Source organism: Streptomyces sp. HSG2 (assembly GCF_016598575.1).
Lineage (GTDB): Bacteria > Actinomycetota > Actinomycetes > Streptomycetales > Streptomycetaceae > Streptomyces.
Genome location: NZ_CP066801.1, coordinates 2,967,076 through 2,985,215 on the forward strand (window position 1 = coordinate 2,967,076; position 18,140 = coordinate 2,985,215).

An 18,140-nucleotide genomic window follows, 5' to 3' on the forward strand; every position below is an offset into this window, starting at 1 on the left:
GAGGTGGGGTAACCACGGGAGGGTCGACACCAGTTCGAACACCAGCAAACCGCGCAATCCTCGCATTACCGGTGCGCCGCCGGGGCATTGATGCCCTGGCCGGTCCGGTCGCCGGGCGATCCTCGCCCGGCGACCGGACGGCAGGCAGGACACGTCAACTCGGTGCGTGGGCAGGCACCCGAGCCACCAAGCAGGGGGTACGCCATGGCCGCAAGGCCTCTCGTCGCGCGGCAGCCGAACGAACGGCTGCAGGCGCTCATCCAGCAAGCGGGCTGCTCCAACGCCGGGCTGGCCCGCCGGGTCAACATGTGCGGTGCGGAGCACGGCCTCGACATGCGCTACGACAAGACGTCGGTGGCTCGGTGGCTGCGGGGCCAGCAACCGCGTGGCCGCGCCTCGGCGATCATCGCCGAGGCGCTGGGGCGCAAGCTGGGCCGGACGGTCACGATCGACGAGATCGGCATGGCCGACGGCAAGCACCTCGCCTCCGGCGTCGGACTCCGGTTCTCGCCGACCGTGCCCGGGGCCGTCGAGCAGGTCTGCGAGTTGTGGCGCAGCGACGTCGGCCGAAGGGACTTCCTGGCCGGTTCCTCGGTCGCCGCGTCCGCGCTGGTCGAACCCAGTCGCGACTGGTTGATCTCGGCACCCGACGCGCAGGTCGGGCGCTCCACCGGGCCGCGGGTCGGCCCTTCCGACGTGACCGCCGTCCGCGCCATGACCCGCGCCCTGGTCGAACTCGACCACCAGTACGGCAGCGGGCACGTGCGGCCGGTCGTCGTCCACTACCTGAACAGCGTCGTCTCGGGGCTGCTCGCCGGCTCCTACCGGGAGACGGTGGGGCGCGATCTCTTCGCAGCGGTGGCCCGTCTGACCGAACTGGCCGGGTACATGGCCGTGGACACCGGTCAACCCGGTCTCGCGCAGCGCTACTACATCCAGGCACTGCGCCTGGCACACGCCGCCGGAGACCGCGGCTACGGGGGATACGTCCTGGCCGCCTCGATGAGCCACTTGGCCGCCCAGCTCGGAAACCCCCGGGAGATCGCCCAGTTGGCACGCGCCGCCCAGGAGGGAACCCGGGGCAGGGTCACGCCCCGAGCCGAGGCCATGTTCCACGCGGCGGAGGCCCGAGGACACGCGTTGTTGGGCGACGCGCAGGCGGCCCGCCGGTCGGCGGGCAGGGCGATCGGGGCGATGGAGTCGGCGGACGCCTCCGCCGGCGACGACCCCGACTGGATCTCCCACTTCGACGAGGCCTATCTCGCCGACGAGTTGGCCCACTGCCACCGTGACCTGGGCGAGTCCGAGGCCGCGGCGCGATGGGCGAGGCAGTCGCTGGACGGGCATCCGTCGAGTCGGGCACGCAGGCGGGCGATCGGCCATCTCCTGCTGGCCGCGGCGCGCGTGCAGCAGCGGGAGATCGAGGAAGCCTGCGAGGCCGCCCTGCCGGCCGTCGATCTGCTGCGAACCCTGCGCTCGGAGCGTGGCGCCGAGTATCTGGAGGACTTCCGGGCGCGGTTGGAGCCCTATCGCGAGGAGCCGGTCGTGCGGGACTTCGCCGCGCGAGCCGATCCGCTCGTCCCGGCCTGACCTCGGCGCTCGGCCCCGAGATCGAGCCGGGCCCCGGCGGCGAGGTAGCGCAGTGCGCGGGAGCCGGCCGGACGCGGGGCCCGGCCCGCTCCCGCGATCGCGATGGCCCGCCGTGGAGTTCGTGCCCTCGCGTGGCCGCGGACGTCGACGACCGGTAGCGTGTGCGGGCGTTGGTCGACGTCCTCCAGGTACGGGAGCAGCGGTGACGCAGACTGGACCGGGCGATCAGCCCTCGGCGGGGCCGTCGGGCGGCGGTTCGACTCCTCCACCCCACGACGAGTCCCTCCCACCGGCTCCCGGAGGAGCGCCCGCGTGGTCGCCCGGCGCGTTCGGGGCCCCGGCGGCTCCTTCCGCCGGCCCGGGCCCGTTGCCACCGGAGCACACCCCCGGGGCGGCCCACGTGCCTGCGCCGGCTCCCGGGCCGTACGTCTGGCAGGGGCAGGGGCAGGGGCAGGGGCAGGGGCAGGAGCACTGGCCCGCGCCCCCGGTCGGCCCGGATGCCACCCTCGGGCCGTACGCGCCGCACCCGCCGCACCCGGTCCCTTCGGAGCCCGCTTACGGCCCCGGCCACCGCGAGTACGGCGCGCCCACGCCAGAGTGCGCCGGTCCCGTCGTCCCTGCCGAGGCCCCGACGCAGTACCTGCCGCCCGTCGTGTCCGGCCCACCGCCCCACGCGAACGCGCGGGGAGCGCCGTCCCGCCCCACCGACACCGGAGGCCTCGGCGCGGGGGCGGGGCACCCCGGTCCGCAGGGGGCAGCGGCCCCTTCCGAGGCCCCCACCGCGTGGCTTCGTCCCGCCCCTGGTGCCGCGCCCTCGACGCCCGAGTCGGCCCATCCGGTGCGGCGGCCGCCCGCTGAGTTCGACGGGCTCTTCCGCTCAGGTCCGGGCGGTGCCGAGCCCACTCCCGTCCCCGCGGCGCCTCCGGTGACCCGGGAACTCCCCCGTGTGACGGAGCCCGCCGCTCCCACCCGCCACCCGACGGGCGCGTCCAGGGCGGACGGGTCCTCCGCCGGGGGGCGCGGCGGTGGTCGGGGACGGACCGGGGCCAAGTGGCCCCTGCTCGCCGCCGTGGGCGTCGGCATCGTCGTCGTGGGCGTCGGAGCCGGTGCGATGCTGTCGGAGGGAGGCGACGACCCCTCCGGCGGTCCGCCGGTCTCCGAGGCGGCCCCCGCGGCCGAGGTCTCCCCGCCCGCGACGCCGTCCGTCGACCCGGCGCGGAGTCAGGCAGAGGCCCTCGACGCGCTCCTCGCGGAGAGTGGCACCGGCAGGGAGACGGTGATCGGCGCCGTGGCCGATGTGAAGTCCTGCTCCGACCTGGCCGCGGCCACCCGCGACCTGCGGGCCGCCGCCGACCAGCGCACCGGCCTGGTCGATAGGTTGGAGGGACTCTCGATCGACCTGCTCCCCGACCACGCCGCCTTGGCGACCGCGCTCACCAAGGCGTGGCAGGCGTCCGCCTCGGCCGACGAGCACTACGCGTCCTGGGCCGAACAGGCGGCGGAGTCGAACGGCTGCCGCAAGGGGAAGGCCCGCACGACCGGGCGGACCGAGGCCGGCAACCGGGCCAGCGGGACGGCCAGCGCGGAGAAGGCCAAGGCGGCCGAGCTGTGGAACTCCATCGCCCGACAACACGGCCTGACCGAGCGACAGCCCACCCAGCTGTGAGCCTCCCGGTCCGGGAGAGCGCGACGGACTGCCGGCCGGCCCGCTTCGAAGGGATCGCGCACGACGAGCGAAGTGGCCCCGGCCCGTCGTGAAGTCTGGCGTCGCCGGGAGCGACCTCTCCACCGGCCGGGAGTGTGCCGCCGCATGACCCGGAGGGCCGGGGTCCCCGTTCGGCCCGGGGCGACACCGCACGACACCGGTTCGAGACGTGGCAACGCGGGCGCGGAGTACGCTCGCCGTCCGGGTTCGGCGCGGGCTCAGACCACGTCCGCGTCGAGCAGGGTCGCCGCGGTGTCGAGAAAGCCCTCGCGGGCCGCGACGAGCCGGCCGTCGCGGACGATCTGGATCGTGACGTCGGTGTTGACCAGACGGGGGAAGCCGACGGGCGACAGCTTGTTGTCGAACTCCCAGCGGAGGAGCGGGGTGAGCCCCCCGGTGTCGACCTCCAGTCCGGAGTCGAGGGCCTTGGCGACCGTGCGGGGGGTGGCCTCGCCGCCTTCGAGGGAGGAGAGGGCCGCGTGCAGCACGCGGTAGGCGATCCAGGTGGTCTGCACGCCGGCGTCCGCCGGGTCGACGCGGTTGTCGCCGAACGCCTCCTCCTGGATCACCTCCCGCATCGGTTCCCATCGGGCGTCGGTGGCCACCGGATACCAACTGGTGATGTAGGAGCCCTCGTAGGGGCTGGAGTCGCCTCCGGCGGCGTTGATCGTCGACTGGTCGGCGCTGCCCAGGACGGTTCCGGTGCGCACCTCCGCGAAGCCGGCGCGGCTTCGCCGGAAGGAGTCCATGAAGGTGTCGGTGCGATCGCCCAGCACCGGCACCACACAGCCCTCCGTCTCTCCGGCGCCGGTGGTGGCGCCGGCCAGGGCCCGGCGTGAGTGGTCGCCGTACTCGGTGGCGTCCTCCGGTGCCGGGTGGTCCGAGGCGGTCTCGTGGCCGCCGGCCCGCAGCCCGGAGTCGAGCAGGGCGGGGAGTTGATCGCCCGCGATGGTGTCCGGGCGGACCATGGTGACGGGACCGCAGTCCTCGGCGAGGGCGGTGCCCAGTCCGGCCAGCAGCGTGGGCTGTCCGCCGTTGACCGGGTAGGAGAGAGGGCTGGTGAACTCGGCGTTGGTGATGCCGTAGCCGCCTATGTAGGGGATGCCGGCGCCCTCGAGTATGGGGAAGAAGGAGTCCGGATGCTGGCTGTAGGAGCCGACGACGGCGACGGCCCCCTCCTCCACCGCCCGCCGGGCGCACTTGGCGGCGGACACGCCATCGTTGTGGTCGTTGCAGGTCGACACCGTGAGTCGGCGGCCGTCGACGCCGCCCCGCTCGTTGACCCAGCGGGCGTAGGCGCCGGCGAGCGCGGGCATGCCCGGCTTGTTGGTGGCCCCGGTCCCCTGGGGGGCCCAGGTCATCACGGTGATCGTGCCGTCCGTGCCGTCCGCGGCCGTACGCTGGGTGGTTCCGCAACCCAGGACGGCGGAGGCGCAGGCCACGAGAGCCGCGGTGGCGAGGGCGCGTCCACGAGCGGGGCGGTGGAGGCGGGGGGACGGGGTGCCGAGGGTCTGCCTACGGGTCATGACTCGGCACGATCCCGGCGACCGGCCAACCCGGGAGTGACCTTCGACCAACTCCGGGTGACGTGGCAGTGAATTGCGGGGGCCGTCGCGGCCCGATCCGGAGGGCTCCGTACGATCGACCATCGTGCAAGGTTCGGAGAACTCTTCCCGTCGTGGCCGCCGCTCCTCCACCATGGGCGGCATGCCCCTGAACGACATGCCCTGGTGGCGCTGGCGCGGCAACGTGCGCTCGGCGCTCCACATGCTCTCCGACCCCGCCTTCCATCAGGACGTGTGGCTGGCGGGGGTGGAGGGATACGGAGACGTCACCGACGCGGTCTATCGGCTCGTGGAGGACACCTGGCTGGACCACTGGTCGGCGGAGAAGTACGTCGGCACGGTCTTCCGGGACTCCCAGGAGGCCGCCCTGGTCGACACCGCCGTGCTCCGGGTGCTGAGGATCATGCATCAGGTCGGTCCGGACGCCGCGGTCTCCGCCTACCTGGACCACGTCTCCTGGCCGGAGGCGGTCCGGGCGGCGCGGGACGCGCACGTGCGGATGGCGAGCGGAGACGGCGAGGATCCGGACGCGGCGCCGCGCCCCCTGCGGCTGCTGGGGACGCTCGTCCACCTCGGCTGAGCGGGGCCGGGGGACTCCGTCGCCCGGGCCCTGGTGGTCTTCGGCGGGCCAGGCGGGGGTGGCGCCGTCCTTCCGGGGCCCGCGCGGGCGGGCGAACCGCGCGGGGCCGGCTCGGGGCCGCCGTCCGGGTGTCGGGACGGCCGTCGGGTCGGACACGGGGTGTGGCAACCTTCCGGTATGAGCGATCAGCCCGGCCGAACCGCGGTCCCCGCCGACCAGTACGTCCTGACCCTCTCCTGCCCGGACAAGCAGGGCATCGTCCACGCCGTGTCCAGCTTCCTCTTCATGACCGGCTGCAACATCGAGGACAGCCAGCAGTTCGGCGACCACGACACCGACCTGTTCTTCATGCGGGTCCACTTCTCCGCGGACGCGCCGGTGACGGTGGACAAGCTGCGGGCCAGCTTCGCGGCGATCGGGGACTCCTTCGCGATGGACTGGCGGATCAGCCGGGCCGACGAGAGGATGCGCGTCGTCCTGATGGTCAGCCGGTTCGGTCACTGCCTGAACGACCTGCTCTTCAGGGCGCGCGTGGGGGCCCTGCCGGTGGAGATCGCCGCGGTCGTCTCCAACCACACCGATTTCGCGGAGCTGGTCGGCTCCTACGACATCCCCTTCCACCACATCCCGGTCACCCGCGACACCAAGGCCGACGCCGAGGCGCGGCTGTTGGAGATCGTCCGCGCGGAGGGCGTGGAACTGGTGGTGCTCGCGCGCTACATGCAGGTCCTCTCCGACGACCTGTGCACCCGCCTGGCCGGGCGAATCATCAACATCCACCACTCCTTCCTGCCGAGTTTCAAGGGAGCCAAGCCCTACCACCAGGCGCACGCGCGGGGCGTGAAGCTGATCGGCGCGACGGCGCACTACGTGACCGCCGACCTCGACGAGGGGCCGATCATCGAGCAGGAGGTCGAGCGGGTCGGACACGGCGACACCCCGGAGCGGCTCGTGGCGGTCGGTCGCGACGTGGAGTGTCAGGCGCTGGCGCGGGCCGTGAAGTGGCACGCGGAGCGTCGGATCCTGCTGAACGGCCGCCGCACGGTGGTGTTCGCCTGACGCCTCGGCCCGACCCGGGTTTCCGTGTCGGGCCGACGCGCGGGCGGCGGGGGACCGTCGGTCGGCTCGGCGGCTCCCTCGCGGCTCGGCGGCCGTCAGTCGCCCCGCAGGTAGGCCGCCGCGACCAGGACGGCCCGGACGGCCTCCGGGTCGCCCCGCCGTCCCGCCGTCGCCTCCGCCGGGTCCAACCGCCCTGCGAGCAGGCGGCAGAACTCCTCGCCGTCCAAGGCCACATGGGCCACCACGTGGTCGGCCGATGCGGTGGTGGCCGGTGAGCCGAGGGCCACGAGCCACTCGCCCCCGCCCTCTCCTTCGATCTCCAGTCGGACGGTGGGCCCCGGTGCTCCGACCGGGACGAGTCGGCGGCCGGTCGGGGAGAACGGCGGACCCGCCGGACGGCGGGCCGCCACGGCGCGGGGCAGCGTCCGCACCGCCAGGTCGAGCATGGGGCGCAGGTGTGCGGGGGCGGGGGGCGCGTAGGGGTAGTCGACCGCCTCGGCGATCGCCTCACCGTGGGCCCAGCACGCGAAGGCCCGCTCCACCAGGGCGTCGCGCAGCGGCAGGGCGAGCGTGCCGTAGCGCACGGACCGATCGCCCGCGGCCTCGCCCGCCAGCCCCGCCGTGCGGACGACGCCGCGGCTCCGCTCCCGCCAGTACGCCCGTACCCTGCCGGTCGGCGGTGGGCCCGTACCCGCCTGTCTCGTCGCTCGACCGCCCGCGGGGGTCTGCCGCGGGACGGGTCGGTGGGGGTCCGAGCCCAACGCCCGGGTGACCGGGCCGTCCGCCGCCCGCAGGCGGGCGATCACCCCGGCCACCGTGGTCCGGCGGCTCGCCGGGCGGTCCCGGGGATAGCGGCGCAGCCGCACCGGTGTGTGCCACTCGGTGTCGCCGAAGTCCTGGAGCAGCGCGTCGAGCCGGGCGCTCTCTGCGTCGTAGGGGGCCGCCCACCCGGGGAGCGGGACCCGCGCCGGGTGCCGCTCCAGGCAGCCGTCGAGGACGCGGACGCGCAACGCCGGGTCCAGGTCGAGGCTGCCCGGTCGGGGCAACAGGGCCACCGCTCCGCGCAGCCGACGGGCCTCCTCGGCGCAGGCGTCGCAGCCGGCGAGGTGCTCCTCGACGGCGATCTCCTCCTGCGGGGAGCACGCGGTCAGCGCCCAGGCGCCCAGGAGGGCGCGGGCCGTCTCGTGCCCGAGGGCGGGCGGCTCCTGCGGCCCGGTGTTCCGTCGCCCGACGGCCCGGTCCGCCAGATCGCCGCGCCCGCTCACGCCCGATCCTCCTCCGGGAACGTCCCGGGAGGCTCCGCCTCCTCGGCGGCGGCCAGCTTGCGCAGGCCCCCGAGCAGGAGCCGCCGCGCCTCCTCCCGCGAGATGCCCAGGTCGGCGGCGGTCTGTCGGTAGTCGCGGCGCCGCAGGTAGGCCTGTTCCAGGGCGGCGCGCTGGGCGTCGGGCAGGGATCGGGCGACGGTGTCGGCGCGGGCGACGACCGCCGCCCGGCGGACCTCCTCCGTCGCCTCGGCCCCGGTGGCGCCGAGGCGACGGAGGACCGCCCGATGGGTCAGCGTCGCCAGCCAGGCGTGCAGCGGGCCCTGCTCCGGGTCGTAGGCCTCCGGGTCGCGCCAGGCGTCGGCGAGGACGTCGAGGGTGACGGTGTCGGCGGCCGGTTCGTCGTCCAGCGCGCGCAGGGCGAGGCCGTGCACCAGTGGCGCGAACCGGTCGTAGAGCTCCCCGAGGGCCGCGGCCTCGCCGTGCGCCAGGCGCTCTCGTAGTTCCCGGTCGCTCCGGGCCGACGTACGCCGTCTCGTCATCGGCCTCGTCACCCCTCTCCGCCCGTCCGGCCTGCGATCACCGTCCTCCTGAATGTAGTGGTCATCTCCGACGGCGCACGCCCCTTTGTGGCAACGCGCGCCCCCCGGGGGCCGGGTGTCCCGTCGCCTTGCAGGGTTGTCGCGGTTCGGCCGGATATGATCGAACAGGATCGAAAGCGGCTGAAACAAGCTCTTTCTGGCCGTGGGTCGTTTCCGGGCGGGTGTTTGCGGGCACTGCCGCTGGGCAGGTGCGCGCCCAGGGAGCGGAGACACACCCTCCGTTTCGGGGGAAATCGGACGTATCGGCAACTGGAGGGCAAGGTGGCGGCGTTCACTGTGACCGGAGCCGAGCGGGGCGGGTGGGCCGTGCTCCAGGTGTCGGGCGAGCTCGACCTGGTGACGTCGCCGGTGCTGCGCCAGCGGGTGCACGACATGGTGGCGGAGGGGCGCCACGCCCTCGTCCTGGATCTGGGGGAGGTGCTCTTCTGCGACTCCAGCGGTGTCGGGGTCCTCATCGCCTCCCGCCGCCTCATACGTTCCTGCCAGGGTCGGCTGCGTCTGATCCTGCCGGCCCGCGGCGCGGCCGACGGTTCCCACGTGAACCGGGTGCTCGGCGCGCTCGGAGTCCGCCGGCTCTTCGACGTCCACCCGGACCTGGCCTCCGCCACGGCCGACGACGAGGAGCCGCGCCCGCTGTCCGCTTAGGCGCGCCGTCCGGGCGCCCCGGCGGTCCGGATCCGGCGTCCGGGCGACCCGGCCCGTGCCACACTGTTGTCCCGGTTTTCCCCCGGTCTTGGCACAGGCGTGGGTTTCCGGCAACGCGCGGGCCCGCACCGCCGTACGCTCCGTGCAGACACCCCTCACCTCCGACACGACGTAAGGCGGGCCTAGACAGACATGGTCAGCAGCGACTACGAACGCCGGATCGCCGCCAGGTTCGCCACCTTCGACCAGGACGGCAACGGCTACATCGACCGACAGGACTTCAGCGGGGCGGCCAAGGCCCTGCTCTCGGAGTTCGGGGTGGCCGCCCGCTCCGACAAGGGGCAGGCCCTCTACGGCGGTGCGGAGGCGTTCTGGCAGGGCATGGCCGGGATCGCGGACCGGGACGGAGACCAGCGCATCACCCGCGAGGAGTTCGTCACGGGGGCGGTCAAGCGGTTGCGGGACAACCCCGAGCGGTTCGCCGAGATCGCGCGTCCCTTCCTGCACGCGGTCCTCGCTGTCGCCGACGCGGACGGCGACGGGTCGGTCACCGTCCCGGACACCTCCCGGGTGCTCGCCGTCTTCGGCGTTCCCGAGGGGGCCGCCGGCGAGGTGGCCGCCGCCCTCGACGCGGACGGCGACGGCGAGGTCGGCGAGGAGGAGGTCGTCCCGGCCTTCGCCCGCTACTTCACGGTCCCCGAGTAGCGTGCGCGCAGGCGGTGCTTGAGCACCTTCCCCAGCGTCCGGCCGCGCGGCAGGGCGTCGACCACCTCCAGTCGCTCGGGGAGCTTGTGCGCCGCCAGCCCCTCCTCGCGTAGTCGGTCGGTCACCTCCGCCAGGGTGGGTGCCGCCGTGCCGGGAGCCAGTGTCACCACGGCGCACACCAGTTCCCCGCGGACCGCGTCCGGCAGGCCGACGACCGAGGCCTCGGCGATGCCCGGGTGCCGGTGCAGGAGGTCCTCGACCTCACGGGCCGAGATGTTCTCCCCCTTGCGGATGATCACGTCCTTGAGTCGGCCGGTGAGGGTCAGGTGCCCGCTGTCCGTGAGGTGCCCGAGGTCGCCGGTGCGCAGGAAGCCGTCCCGGTCGAAGGCCTCCGCGGTCTGGGCGGGGTCGAGATAGCCTCGGCAGACGGCCGGGCCCCGCAGGCGCACCTCCCCGTCGACGATCCGGATCTCCGTTCCCGCCGCCGGCCGGCCCTCGGTCGACGCCAGGATGTCCTCCGGATCGTCCGGCGAGCCCATCGTGATCATCGGGGCCTCCGTCATCCCGTATCCGTGGAGCAGACGCACCCCCATCTCGCGGGTCACCTCGTGATGCAGCCTCGGGGGCTTCGGCGCGCCGCCGCCGGCGAGGAGCCGCAGGGTGGGGACCGGCCGCGTGTCCGGGTCCGCGCGTTGCCGGGCGAGGAACATCGAGTAGAAGGCCGTCGAGCCGCCGGCGATGGTCACTCCGTGGGCGCGGTAGGCGCTCAGCGCCTCGGGGAGGGCGAATCGCTCGACGAGCACGGCCGGGAACCCGCGCAGCAGCAGCGCGATCGCGTATTCCGGGCCGCCGACGTGGGCGTAGGGGAAGGCGATGGACCCGACGTCGTCCGTGGTCGGCCGGAGCGCGTGGGCGAGGCCGGCGCCCGCGGCGAGGAGCGTGTGGTCGGTGTGCAGCACCCCCTTGGGGTCGCCGGTGGTGCCCGAGGTCCAGTGGATCCAGCGGACGGCCGAGCCGTCCGTCGGGGGAGGGGGCAACGTGGACGGGTCGCCGTCGGGGAGGGTGTCGTAGGCCTCGAACACGCCTGCGGCGCCCAGCCGTCGGGCCATCGCCGTGTGGTCGTGGCCGCGCCAGGTGCCGGGGATGGCGAGGAAGGCGGCTCCCGAGGCGCGCAGCGCGTGTCCGACCTCGCGGTCCCTCAGCGAGGGGACGAGGGGCGACTGCACCGCGCCCAGGCGCGAGAGCGCGAACGACAGCAGCACCGTCTCGACGCGGGTGGGCAACTGCCAGGCCACCACGGTGCCGGGTCCAACGCCCATGTCGTGCAGTCCGGCGGCCACGCGCTCGGCGCGGCGGAGCAGCGAGGCGCCGGTGAGGACCCGGTCGTCCTGGAGGAACAGGCGGCCTCGAGGGGTGCGGGAGGCGCGCCGGGAGAGCAGCTCCCACAAGGTGCCGGACGAGTCGAGGCCGTGCGTGTCGGGCATGGCGAACTCCTGCGGGGGACCGGAACTGACGACGTGTCACATTGGGTGTCGAGAGTAGGAGGCTGAGCCTTGCCGGTCCAGGGGGTCCGGGCTAGCCTGAGTTCCCGGTATCTGACGCAACGTCAGGTACGGCTCGGAGGGGATCATGACGACGACACCGGAGCTTCCCCGCATCGTCAGCGTCGACGACCACGTCATCGAGCCCGCCCACCTCTTCTCGACCTGGCTGCCGGAGAGATACCGGGACCGGGGGCCACGCCCGCTCACCGCCGGCATCGGGGAACTCGCCTACGTCGGCGGCAAGTACCACTTCACGATGGACCCGGCGGGCCCCGCCGCCGACTGGTGGGTCTACGAGGACCTCCGTTTCCCCTACAAACGCAACATCGCCGCCGTCGGTTTCACCCGGGACGAGATGACGCTGGAGGGCATCACCCGCGCGCAGATGCGGCCGGGTTGCTGGGACCCGGCCGAGCGGCTGAGGGACATGGACCTCAACCACGTCGAGGCGTCCCTGTGCTTCCCCACCTTCCCGCGCTTTTGCGGGCAGACCTTCGCCGAGGCCCGGGACAAGGAGGTCGCACTGGCCTGTGTGCGCGCGTACAACGACTGGATGGTCGAGGAGTGGTGCGGGGACAGCGGAGGCCGGTTGATCCCGCTCTGCCTGATCCCCCTGTGGGACGTGGGATTGGCGGTCGCCGAGATCCGACGGAACGCCGCGCGGGGAGTCCGGGCCGTCACCTTCTCGGAGATCCCCACCCACCTCGGGCTGCCCTCGATCCACTCCGGCTACTGGGACCCCTTCTTCGCCGTCTGCGAGGACACCGGGACCGTCGTGAGCATGCACATCGGCTCCAGCTCCCAGATGCCCGCCGCTTCCCCGGACGCCCCGCCCGCCGTCCAGGCCGCCCTCTCCTTCAACAACGCCATGGCCTCGATGGCCGACTTCCTCTTCAGCGGCGTCCTGGTCCGGTTCCCGCGGCTCCGGCTCGCCTACGCCGAGGGGCAGATGGGCTGGATCCCCTACGCGTTGGAGCGCGCCGACGCCGTCTGGGCCGAGCACCGGGCCTGGGGCGGGGTGCGCGACACCGTCCCAGAGCCGCCGTCGAGCTACTACTACCGGCAGATCTACTGCTGCTTCTTCCGCGATCTGCACGGAGTCGCCTCCCTGGACGCCGTCGGCCGGGACAACGCCACCTTCGAGACCGACTACCCGCACGTCGACTCCACCTTCCCGCACACCAGGGAGGTCGCCCTGGAACACACGCGGGGTCTCGACGACGAGACGGTGTGGAAGCTCCTGCGCGGCAACGCCATCCGGATGCTCGGCCTCGATCTCGACGCCGACCGGGTCGCGAACGCGGCTCCGGTCCGGTCCCCCGAAACGGCCCGGAGCCGTTCCGGTGAGCCGGGGGCCGGGCCGGGGGCCGGACCGACGGCGACCCAGGCGCTCTGATGGACCTCGCGGACACCGCTCGGGACGCGGAGTTCCGTGCCGGACTGCGCGCCTGGCTGGCGGGGGCGCTCGCCACCGCGCCCCCTGCCCCGCCCGCGCACGACTGGCCCGCGCGCCGCGCCCACGACCTCGGGTGGCAACGACGGTTGTACGACGCCGGCTACGGCGACGTGCACTGGGACGCCACGCCGGCCCGCCGGTTGATCTTCCTTGAGGAGACCGAGCGGGCCGGCGCCCCCTACGTGGGGGCCGGCTTCGTCGGGCTGCTGCACGCCGGACCGACGATCGCCGCGGAGGGAACGCCCGAGCAGCGCGAACGCTGGCTGCCGGCGATCCTGCGCGGTGAGGAGGTGTGGTGCCAGGGCTTCAGCGAACCGGAGGCCGGCTCGGACCTCGCGGCGCTGCGCACCCGGGCCCGACGCGACGGGGACCACTACGTGGTGACCGGCGCCAAGACGTGGACCTCGCACGCGCAGATCGCCGACTGGTGCGAACTGCTGGCGCGCACCGACCCGGACGCCCCCCGGCACCGGGGCATCAGCTGGCTGGCCCTGCCGATGGACGCGCCCGGGGTCACCGTTCGGCCCCTGCGCACCCTGGCCGGCTCGACCGAGTTCGCCCAGCTCTTCCTGGACGAGGTGCGGGTACCCGTGCGCAACCGCGTCGGGGCGGAGCACGACGGGTGGCGGGTCAGCCAGGTCACCCTGGGTTTCGAACGCGGCACGGCCTTCGCCGGGGAAGTGGTGGCGTGCCGAAGGACACTCGGCGAGATCGCCGCCGAGGCCCGGCGTGTCGGCCGTTGGGAGGAGGACCCCGTGACCCGTCGGCGTCTGGGCCGACTGCACGCGGAGTTCCGGGCGCTGTGGCGCCTCGTCCAGTGGAACGTCGGCGCCGCGGAGGCGGGCGGCGGCGTGCCGGGCGTCCGCGGCTCGATCTTCAAGCTCCGCTACGCGCGCGCCCGTCAGGCGCTGTACGACGCCGCGGCCGACGTCCTCGGCGCCGACAGCCTCGACCTCGACTGGCCGTGGACGCCGGAGCGCCTGTCCTCGCTGTCCTACACGATCGCCGCCGGGACCTCGGAGATACAGCTCGGCATCATCGCCGAGCGCGGCCTCGGCCTGCCGAAGGGGCGGTGAGCAGGGGTGCCGTTCCGGCTCACCGACGACCAGCACTCGCTCCGGCGCGCCGTGCGGGACCTCCTCGCGCGGCGCTGGGGGCCCGAGCAGCTTCGGCGCGCGGCGGAGGGGCCGCCGGTCCTCGACCGGGAGCTGTGGGGGGCTCTCGGGGCGATGGGCGTCTTCTCGCTCCGGTCGCCGCGGGCGGCGGGCGGGGCGGGACTGGGGCTGCCGGAGGCGACGCTGGTCTTCGAGGAGATCGGCCGGGCGCTGCTGCCCGGCCCCCTGGTGGCCACCCATCTCGCCGCCGGGGCGGTGCCGGGAGCCGCGAGCGGGCACACCGTGGTGACGACGGTGACCGGCGGCAGCCTGGTGGAGTGGTGGGAGGAGGCGGACGCCCTGTGGCCGGTGCCGGGCGGCGCCGAGAGCGAGGGGGTTCGGCCGAGGGCGGCGCTGCCGGACGCGGTCGCCCTGCGTTCGGTGGACCCGTCGACCCCGTTGCACCGGGTGCGGTCGGGTGGGTCGGGAGGCGGCTTGGGGCCGGAGGCCTGGCCCGACTCGGTCGGCGTCCTGCTGACCGCCGCCGAACAACTCGGCTCGGCCGATCACTGTCGCGGGCTGGCCGTGCAACACGCCCGGACACGAGAACAGTTCGGCCGGCCGATCGGGGCGTTCCAGGCGGTCGCCCACCGGTGCGCCGAGATGCTGGTGCGGACCGAGACGGCCCGCGTCGCCGTGTACGCCGCCGCGGTCACCGGGGACCCGGTGGACGTCGCCGCGGCCCGGCTGCTGGCCGACGAGGCCGCCGTCGGGTGCGCGAGGGACTGCCTACAGGTGTTCGGCGGCATGGGGTTCACCTGGGAGTCCGAGGTTCATCTTCGGCTGAAACGCGCCTGGGTGCGGGCCCGTCGCTGTGGGCCGGTCGAGCGGAGCGAGGAGGTCCTGGCGGAGGGACTCGGGGAGGGCGGCGGCTGATCGGCCCATCCCGTCGGGCCGTGCCGGAAGGGTCGGCCACGCGGTCCCGTTCCGTCACCCGGGGGGTCACGGAGCGTCGACACGGGTCGACGGCGGGCGAGTGCCGGGCGAGGGCCCCGTCACGCCCTGGAGTCGGCCCCGCGCTCCGGTACCTTGTGGTGGATGCGAGTGGTCCCGAGCGCGAAGATCGCCGGGGTCGCCCTCGGGGCGGCTCCGCCGCCGCCCGCGTGTGCCGTTTCCCGCAGGGGCGAACGGCGGTGCGGGGGTGCTGCCGCCGGTCCGCGCGAAGAGCGTCGCACAGTATGCCGCACGGATACTCCTTCGCGCTGGAATATGCCCGAAGCGCTTGTTGGGGTGACTGTACGTCAACGATGCTGTGCGCGAGGGAGTTCACGTTCCGTGACTCCCGCCCAGGGTCGTCGTCCCGCGCAGGCGGGAACCGACCGCGATCGTGACCCTCATGAGGCGCGAGCCTTCGTGTCCGCCGGTTCGGATGGTGAGCGGTGCAGGTGCTTCGAGTGCAGTTGGAGATCCGCCCCGACCCCACGGAGGTCGCCCGGGCCCGCCGCTGGGCGCGGTCCCGGCTCGTCGGCTCCGGGATAGCGGCCGACGAACCGCTCGTCGAGTCGCTCGTGCTGCTGGTCTCCGAGCTGGTCACCAACGCCGTGGTGCACACCCGGCGGCCCGCCACCCTCGGGCTTGCCCTGCCGCGCCGGCCGTCGGCGCACGCCACCGTCCGCCTGGAGGTGGTCGACGCGGGCGAACGCGCCCCCGAGCCGCGTCGGGTGGGCCCCGGGGACACGGGAGGTCGGGGCCTCGCTCTGGTCGAGGAACTCGCCGACCGATGGGGGTGGGCCCGCGAGGGCGGCGGCAAGCGCGTCTGGTGCGAGCTCGACCGGTGCGCCGAGCACGCGGAGTCCCTCCCCGGGTCGGGCCCGGTGTCCTACGGAGGTCTGGCCTACGAGGCGGTGTGAGCCCCGACCGGTCCCGGGCTCGCCCCCGGCGGGGGCCGGTCCGTGCGGCCCGCGCCCGGGCCGGCCCCCGCCTGTGCCGTTCGCCCGTCGCCCGGACCGGGCGACACGGCCTTCCCGCGTCCCGGCGGTGCCCGGACGCGCGCCGGGTGTGCATCCGTGCGCGTCCTTGGCCCTCCTCGCGGACGCCCAATCCGCGCAGGGGTGTTGACGGGCCGAAGTGGGCTGATCACTCTGGTGTTCAGTGATTCGCCGCGAGGGGACGGCAAGGGTTCGGTGACGGGGATCCTCGCCGCGTGCGAGTCGTGACGCCGCGCCGGGCGTCGGGACCGGGGGGTCCGGGGCCGGGTGCGGAGTCGGGGGAAGAGGGGGGTGGGGTCGGTGGCGGCGGGCGGTGCCGCGCTCGGGGCGGACAGCGCCGCGTCGCCGACCCTGGCTCGACGACGGAGGTGGCCGCTCAGAGCACCGCCACCGGGGCGACCGGCGATCCGGTGGCGCCGGCGAACGGCTCCGGCGTGGCGGTGAGCAGGAAGGCGTGGCGGCGCTCCTCGGCGCAGACCGAGGACAACTCCTCCAGATCCCAGTTCTGTCCCTGGAGCATGCCCATCTCCACCAGGTGCAGCGCGTGGACGGGGAGCCAGAGCCCAGGGATCTCGGGCGGGACGATCTCGAAGGTGAGCGTGTCCGCCGCCACGGCCGCGACGTCCCTGGCGTGGAACCACTCCGGGGTCCGCAGCGACAGCCCCGGCGAGGGGTGGGCGTAGCCCTGCCGGTCCCCGTCGAGGAGCAACCGGACATGCCCGGTCCGTACCAGCACCACGTCGCCGGCGCCGACGCGGACGCCCGCCGACTCCTCGGCGGCCTCCAGGTCCTCGGGGGTGACCACCCGGTCCCCGGCCAGCCGAGTCACCCCCAGCGCGCGGGCGACGTCGAGGAGCACCCCGCGCGCGACGAGACTCCGGACGACCCCGATGCCCCCGAACCCGGCTCCGTCGTGCGCGGTGACGGTGTCGGCGGGGCGGCCGTTGTAGAGCAGCCCGGAATGGGAGACGTGCGCCAACGCGTCCCAGTGGGTCGCCGCCTGGAGCCCCATGGTCACCACGTCGTCGCTGTACGCCACCGCGGCGGGCCCGAAGACCTCCTGGTTGATCCGCGTCATCACGTGCAGGGGGTCGATCCGGCCCGGGATCACCCCGGTCTGCACCCCGTCCCGGCGCAGCGGCAGCGCCAATGGGACGCGTCGTCCGACGCGCACGCTGCCGGCCGCCTCGCGAACCGTCGCGTCGGTGACGAGGTTCAGGGTGCCGATCTCGTCGTCGGCCCCCCAACGACCCCAGTTGTTCACTCGATCCGCGATCTCGCGGAACTCCCTCGGCAGCGACACGAATCCCTCCCCGGGTCTTGTCCACCGTCCCCGGCCGCCTAAAATCTAACGGGGCATCAGAAACCTGGGGAAGGGGCCGGCATGGGGAACTTCCTGGAGGGCAAGGTGGTGGCGGTCACGGGCGCCGGCCGGGGCATCGGCCGCGCCGTGGCGCGCGCGGCGGCTGCCGAGGGCGCGAGCGTGGTCGTCAACGACCGGGGCGTCGCCGTGGACGGCACCACCCCCACCGCCGAGGTGGCCGAGGCGGTAGTCGAGGAGATCGAGGCGTCGGGCGCGGACGCGGTCGCGGTCGCCGACGACGTCTCCACCATGGCGGGCGGCCGGCGCGTCGTCGAGACCGCGCTCTCGGCCTTCGGTCGCCTGGACGGGGTGGTCTGCGTGGCGGGGATCCTGCGGGAGCGGATGCTCTTCAACATGACCGAGGACGAGTGGGACCCCGTCGTCGCCACCCACCTCAAGGGCACCTTCACCGTCTTCCGCGCCGCCTCCGCCGTGATGCGCGAGCAACGATCGGGCACCTTGATCGGCTTCACCAGCGGCAGTCACCAGGGCTCCGTCTCGCAGGCCAACTACAGCGCGGCCAAGGGCGGCGTCGTCTCGCTCGTCCGCAGCGCCGCCCTCGGCCTCCACAAGTACGGCGTGACCGCCAACGCGGTCGCCCCCGTGGCCCGGACCCGGATGTCGGCGAACGTCCCGACGCCGCTGACCGAGATCGGCGAACCGGAGGACGTGGCCGCCCTCGTGGTCTACCTGCTGTCCGACCGGGCGCGCCTGGCCGGTGTCACCGGCCAGGTCTACACCAGCGCCGGACCCAAGATCGCTCTCTGGGCGCAACCCCGTGAGCTGCGCGCGGCCTACGCCGACGGCGCATGGACGCCCGAGCGGATCGCCGACGTGCTCCCGGGCACCCTGGGGGTGGACCCGATGCCGCTCCTGGAGCGGGCGAGCGCCGGGGAGCGGGCCGCCCGAAGGGGAGCGCGCGCCGACGGCGCCGACCCGGCGAGGCCTTGACCACACCACACGGCGACCGAGGACGACCGAG

Annotated in this window: 16 protein-coding genes; 11 read left to right on the plus strand and 5 right to left on the minus strand. The window is 74.3% G+C overall.

All coding sequences use genetic code 11. From position 1 onward, the window contains the following. The first annotated feature begins 204 nt into the window (after positions 1-204). Complete coding sequence (locus tag JEK78_RS12615) at positions 205-1,590, plus strand: transcriptional regulator (protein ID WP_200258527.1); 1,386 nt, start codon at positions 205-207, stop codon at positions 1,588-1,590. 946 nt (positions 1,591-2,536) lie between these two features. Then, complete coding sequence (locus JEK78_RS12620) at positions 2,537-3,256, plus strand: hypothetical protein (protein WP_200258530.1); 720 nt, start codon at positions 2,537-2,539, stop codon at positions 3,254-3,256. Positions 3,257-3,513: 257 nt separating this feature from the next. On the opposite strand, the gene JEK78_RS12625 is transcribed toward JEK78_RS12620, so the two are convergent. After that, on the minus strand, positions 3,514-4,821 hold the full coding sequence (locus JEK78_RS12625) for an ABC transporter substrate-binding protein (protein WP_200258533.1): 1,308 nt from the start codon (positions 4,819-4,821) through the stop codon (positions 3,514-3,516). A 172-nt stretch (positions 4,822-4,993) separates the two neighbouring features. On the opposite strand from JEK78_RS12625, the gene JEK78_RS12630 reads away from it, so the two are divergent. Further along, positions 4,994-5,440 (plus strand): hypothetical protein, encoded by a 447-nt coding sequence (locus tag JEK78_RS12630; RefSeq protein WP_200264131.1) that lies wholly within the window; start codon positions 4,994-4,996, stop codon positions 5,438-5,440. Between the two features lie 177 nt (positions 5,441-5,617). Further along, complete coding sequence (gene purU, locus JEK78_RS12635; RefSeq protein WP_200258535.1) at positions 5,618-6,499, plus strand: formyltetrahydrofolate deformylase; 882 nt, start codon at positions 5,618-5,620, stop codon at positions 6,497-6,499. Between the two features lie 95 nt (positions 6,500-6,594). Here purU and JEK78_RS12640 read toward each other — a convergent pair whose 3' ends face one another. Further along, positions 6,595-7,764 (minus strand): zf-HC2 domain-containing protein, encoded by a 1,170-nt coding sequence (locus JEK78_RS12640; protein WP_200258537.1) that lies wholly within the window; start codon positions 7,762-7,764, stop codon positions 6,595-6,597. Beyond that, positions 7,761-8,303 (minus strand): sigma factor, encoded by a 543-nt coding sequence (locus JEK78_RS12645; RefSeq protein WP_200258539.1) that lies wholly within the window; start codon positions 8,301-8,303, stop codon positions 7,761-7,763. Before JEK78_RS12645 ends, JEK78_RS12640 begins: the two co-directional genes overlap by 4 nt. 321 nt (positions 8,304-8,624) lie before the next feature. Between JEK78_RS12645 and JEK78_RS12650 the strand changes: the two genes are divergently transcribed. Beyond that, on the plus strand, positions 8,625-9,008 hold the full coding sequence (locus tag JEK78_RS12650) for an STAS domain-containing protein (RefSeq protein ID WP_242483052.1): 384 nt from the start codon (positions 8,625-8,627) through the stop codon (positions 9,006-9,008). A 192-nt stretch (positions 9,009-9,200) separates the two neighbouring features. After that, complete coding sequence (locus JEK78_RS12655) at positions 9,201-9,713, plus strand: EF-hand domain-containing protein (protein ID WP_200258541.1); 513 nt, start codon at positions 9,201-9,203, stop codon at positions 9,711-9,713. Here JEK78_RS12655 and JEK78_RS12660 read toward each other — a convergent pair. Continuing rightward, a complete protein-coding gene (locus tag JEK78_RS12660) occupies positions 9,692-11,197 on the minus strand; it encodes an AMP-binding protein (RefSeq protein WP_200258543.1) in 1,506 nt (501 codons plus the stop codon). The two genes, JEK78_RS12655 and JEK78_RS12660, sit on opposite strands and share 22 nt — an antisense overlap. 145 nt (positions 11,198-11,342) lie before the next feature. Between JEK78_RS12660 and JEK78_RS12665 the strand changes: the two genes are divergently transcribed. From JEK78_RS12665 to JEK78_RS12680, 4 genes are all read left to right on the plus strand, one after another. Beyond that, the gene (locus JEK78_RS12665) at positions 11,343-12,653 is read left to right on the plus strand and encodes an amidohydrolase family protein (RefSeq protein WP_200258545.1); all 1,311 of its coding nucleotides are present in this window, start codon (positions 11,343-11,345) and stop codon (positions 12,651-12,653) included. Further along, entirely contained in the window at positions 12,653-13,789 is a 1,137-nt protein-coding gene (locus JEK78_RS12670) for an acyl-CoA dehydrogenase family protein (RefSeq protein WP_200258548.1), read from the plus strand. The genes JEK78_RS12665 and JEK78_RS12670 overlap by 1 nt, the downstream gene beginning before the upstream one ends. Before the next feature lie 6 nt (positions 13,790-13,795). Next, positions 13,796-14,743: an acyl-CoA dehydrogenase family protein gene (locus JEK78_RS12675; RefSeq protein ID WP_200258550.1), complete on the plus strand. Its 948-nt coding sequence runs from the start codon at positions 13,796-13,798 to the stop codon at positions 14,741-14,743. Positions 14,744-15,261: 518 nt separating this feature from the next. After that, on the plus strand, positions 15,262-15,717 hold the full coding sequence (locus tag JEK78_RS12680; protein ID WP_200264133.1) for an ATP-binding protein: 456 nt from the start codon (positions 15,262-15,264) through the stop codon (positions 15,715-15,717). A 454-nt stretch (positions 15,718-16,171) separates the two neighbouring features. On the opposite strand, the gene JEK78_RS12685 is transcribed toward JEK78_RS12680, so the two are convergent. Further along, positions 16,172-17,098: a cyclase family protein gene (locus JEK78_RS12685; protein WP_200258551.1), complete on the minus strand. Its 927-nt coding sequence runs from the start codon at positions 17,096-17,098 to the stop codon at positions 16,172-16,174. Positions 17,099-17,179: 81 nt separating this feature from the next. Here JEK78_RS12685 and JEK78_RS12690 point away from each other — a divergent pair, with 81 nt between their 5' ends. Next, positions 17,180-18,109, plus strand: a complete 930-nt coding sequence (locus tag JEK78_RS12690) for an SDR family oxidoreductase (RefSeq protein ID WP_200258552.1) — start codon at positions 17,180-17,182, stop codon at positions 18,107-18,109. Positions 18,110-18,140: the final 31 nt, after the last annotated feature.

Excerpts from the sequence above, each read along its gene's own strand:
- JEK78_RS12660 (WP_200258543.1), bottom strand. The coding sequence starts at position 11,197 with ATGCCCGACACGCACGGCCTCGACTCGTCCGGCACCTTGTGGGAGCTG.
- JEK78_RS12645 (WP_200258539.1), bottom strand. The coding sequence starts at position 8,303 with ATGACGAGACGGCGTACGTCGGCCCGGAGCGACCGGGAACTACGAGAG.
- JEK78_RS12670 (WP_200258548.1), top strand. The coding sequence starts at position 12,653 with ATGGACCTCGCGGACACCGCTCGGGACGCGGAGTTCCGTGCCGGACTG.
- JEK78_RS12615 (WP_200258527.1), top strand. The coding sequence starts at position 205 with ATGGCCGCAAGGCCTCTCGTCGCGCGGCAGCCGAACGAACGGCTGCAG.
- JEK78_RS12630 (WP_200264131.1), top strand. The coding sequence starts at position 4,994 with ATGGGCGGCATGCCCCTGAACGACATGCCCTGGTGGCGCTGGCGCGGC.
- purU (WP_200258535.1), top strand. The coding sequence starts at position 5,618 with ATGAGCGATCAGCCCGGCCGAACCGCGGTCCCCGCCGACCAGTACGTC.
- JEK78_RS12655 (WP_200258541.1), top strand. The coding sequence starts at position 9,201 with ATGGTCAGCAGCGACTACGAACGCCGGATCGCCGCCAGGTTCGCCACC.
- JEK78_RS12690 (WP_200258552.1), top strand. The coding sequence starts at position 17,180 with ATGGGGAACTTCCTGGAGGGCAAGGTGGTGGCGGTCACGGGCGCCGGC.
- JEK78_RS12625 (WP_200258533.1), bottom strand. The coding sequence starts at position 4,821 with ATGACCCGTAGGCAGACCCTCGGCACCCCGTCCCCCCGCCTCCACCGC.
- JEK78_RS12665 (WP_200258545.1), top strand. The coding sequence starts at position 11,343 with ATGACGACGACACCGGAGCTTCCCCGCATCGTCAGCGTCGACGACCAC.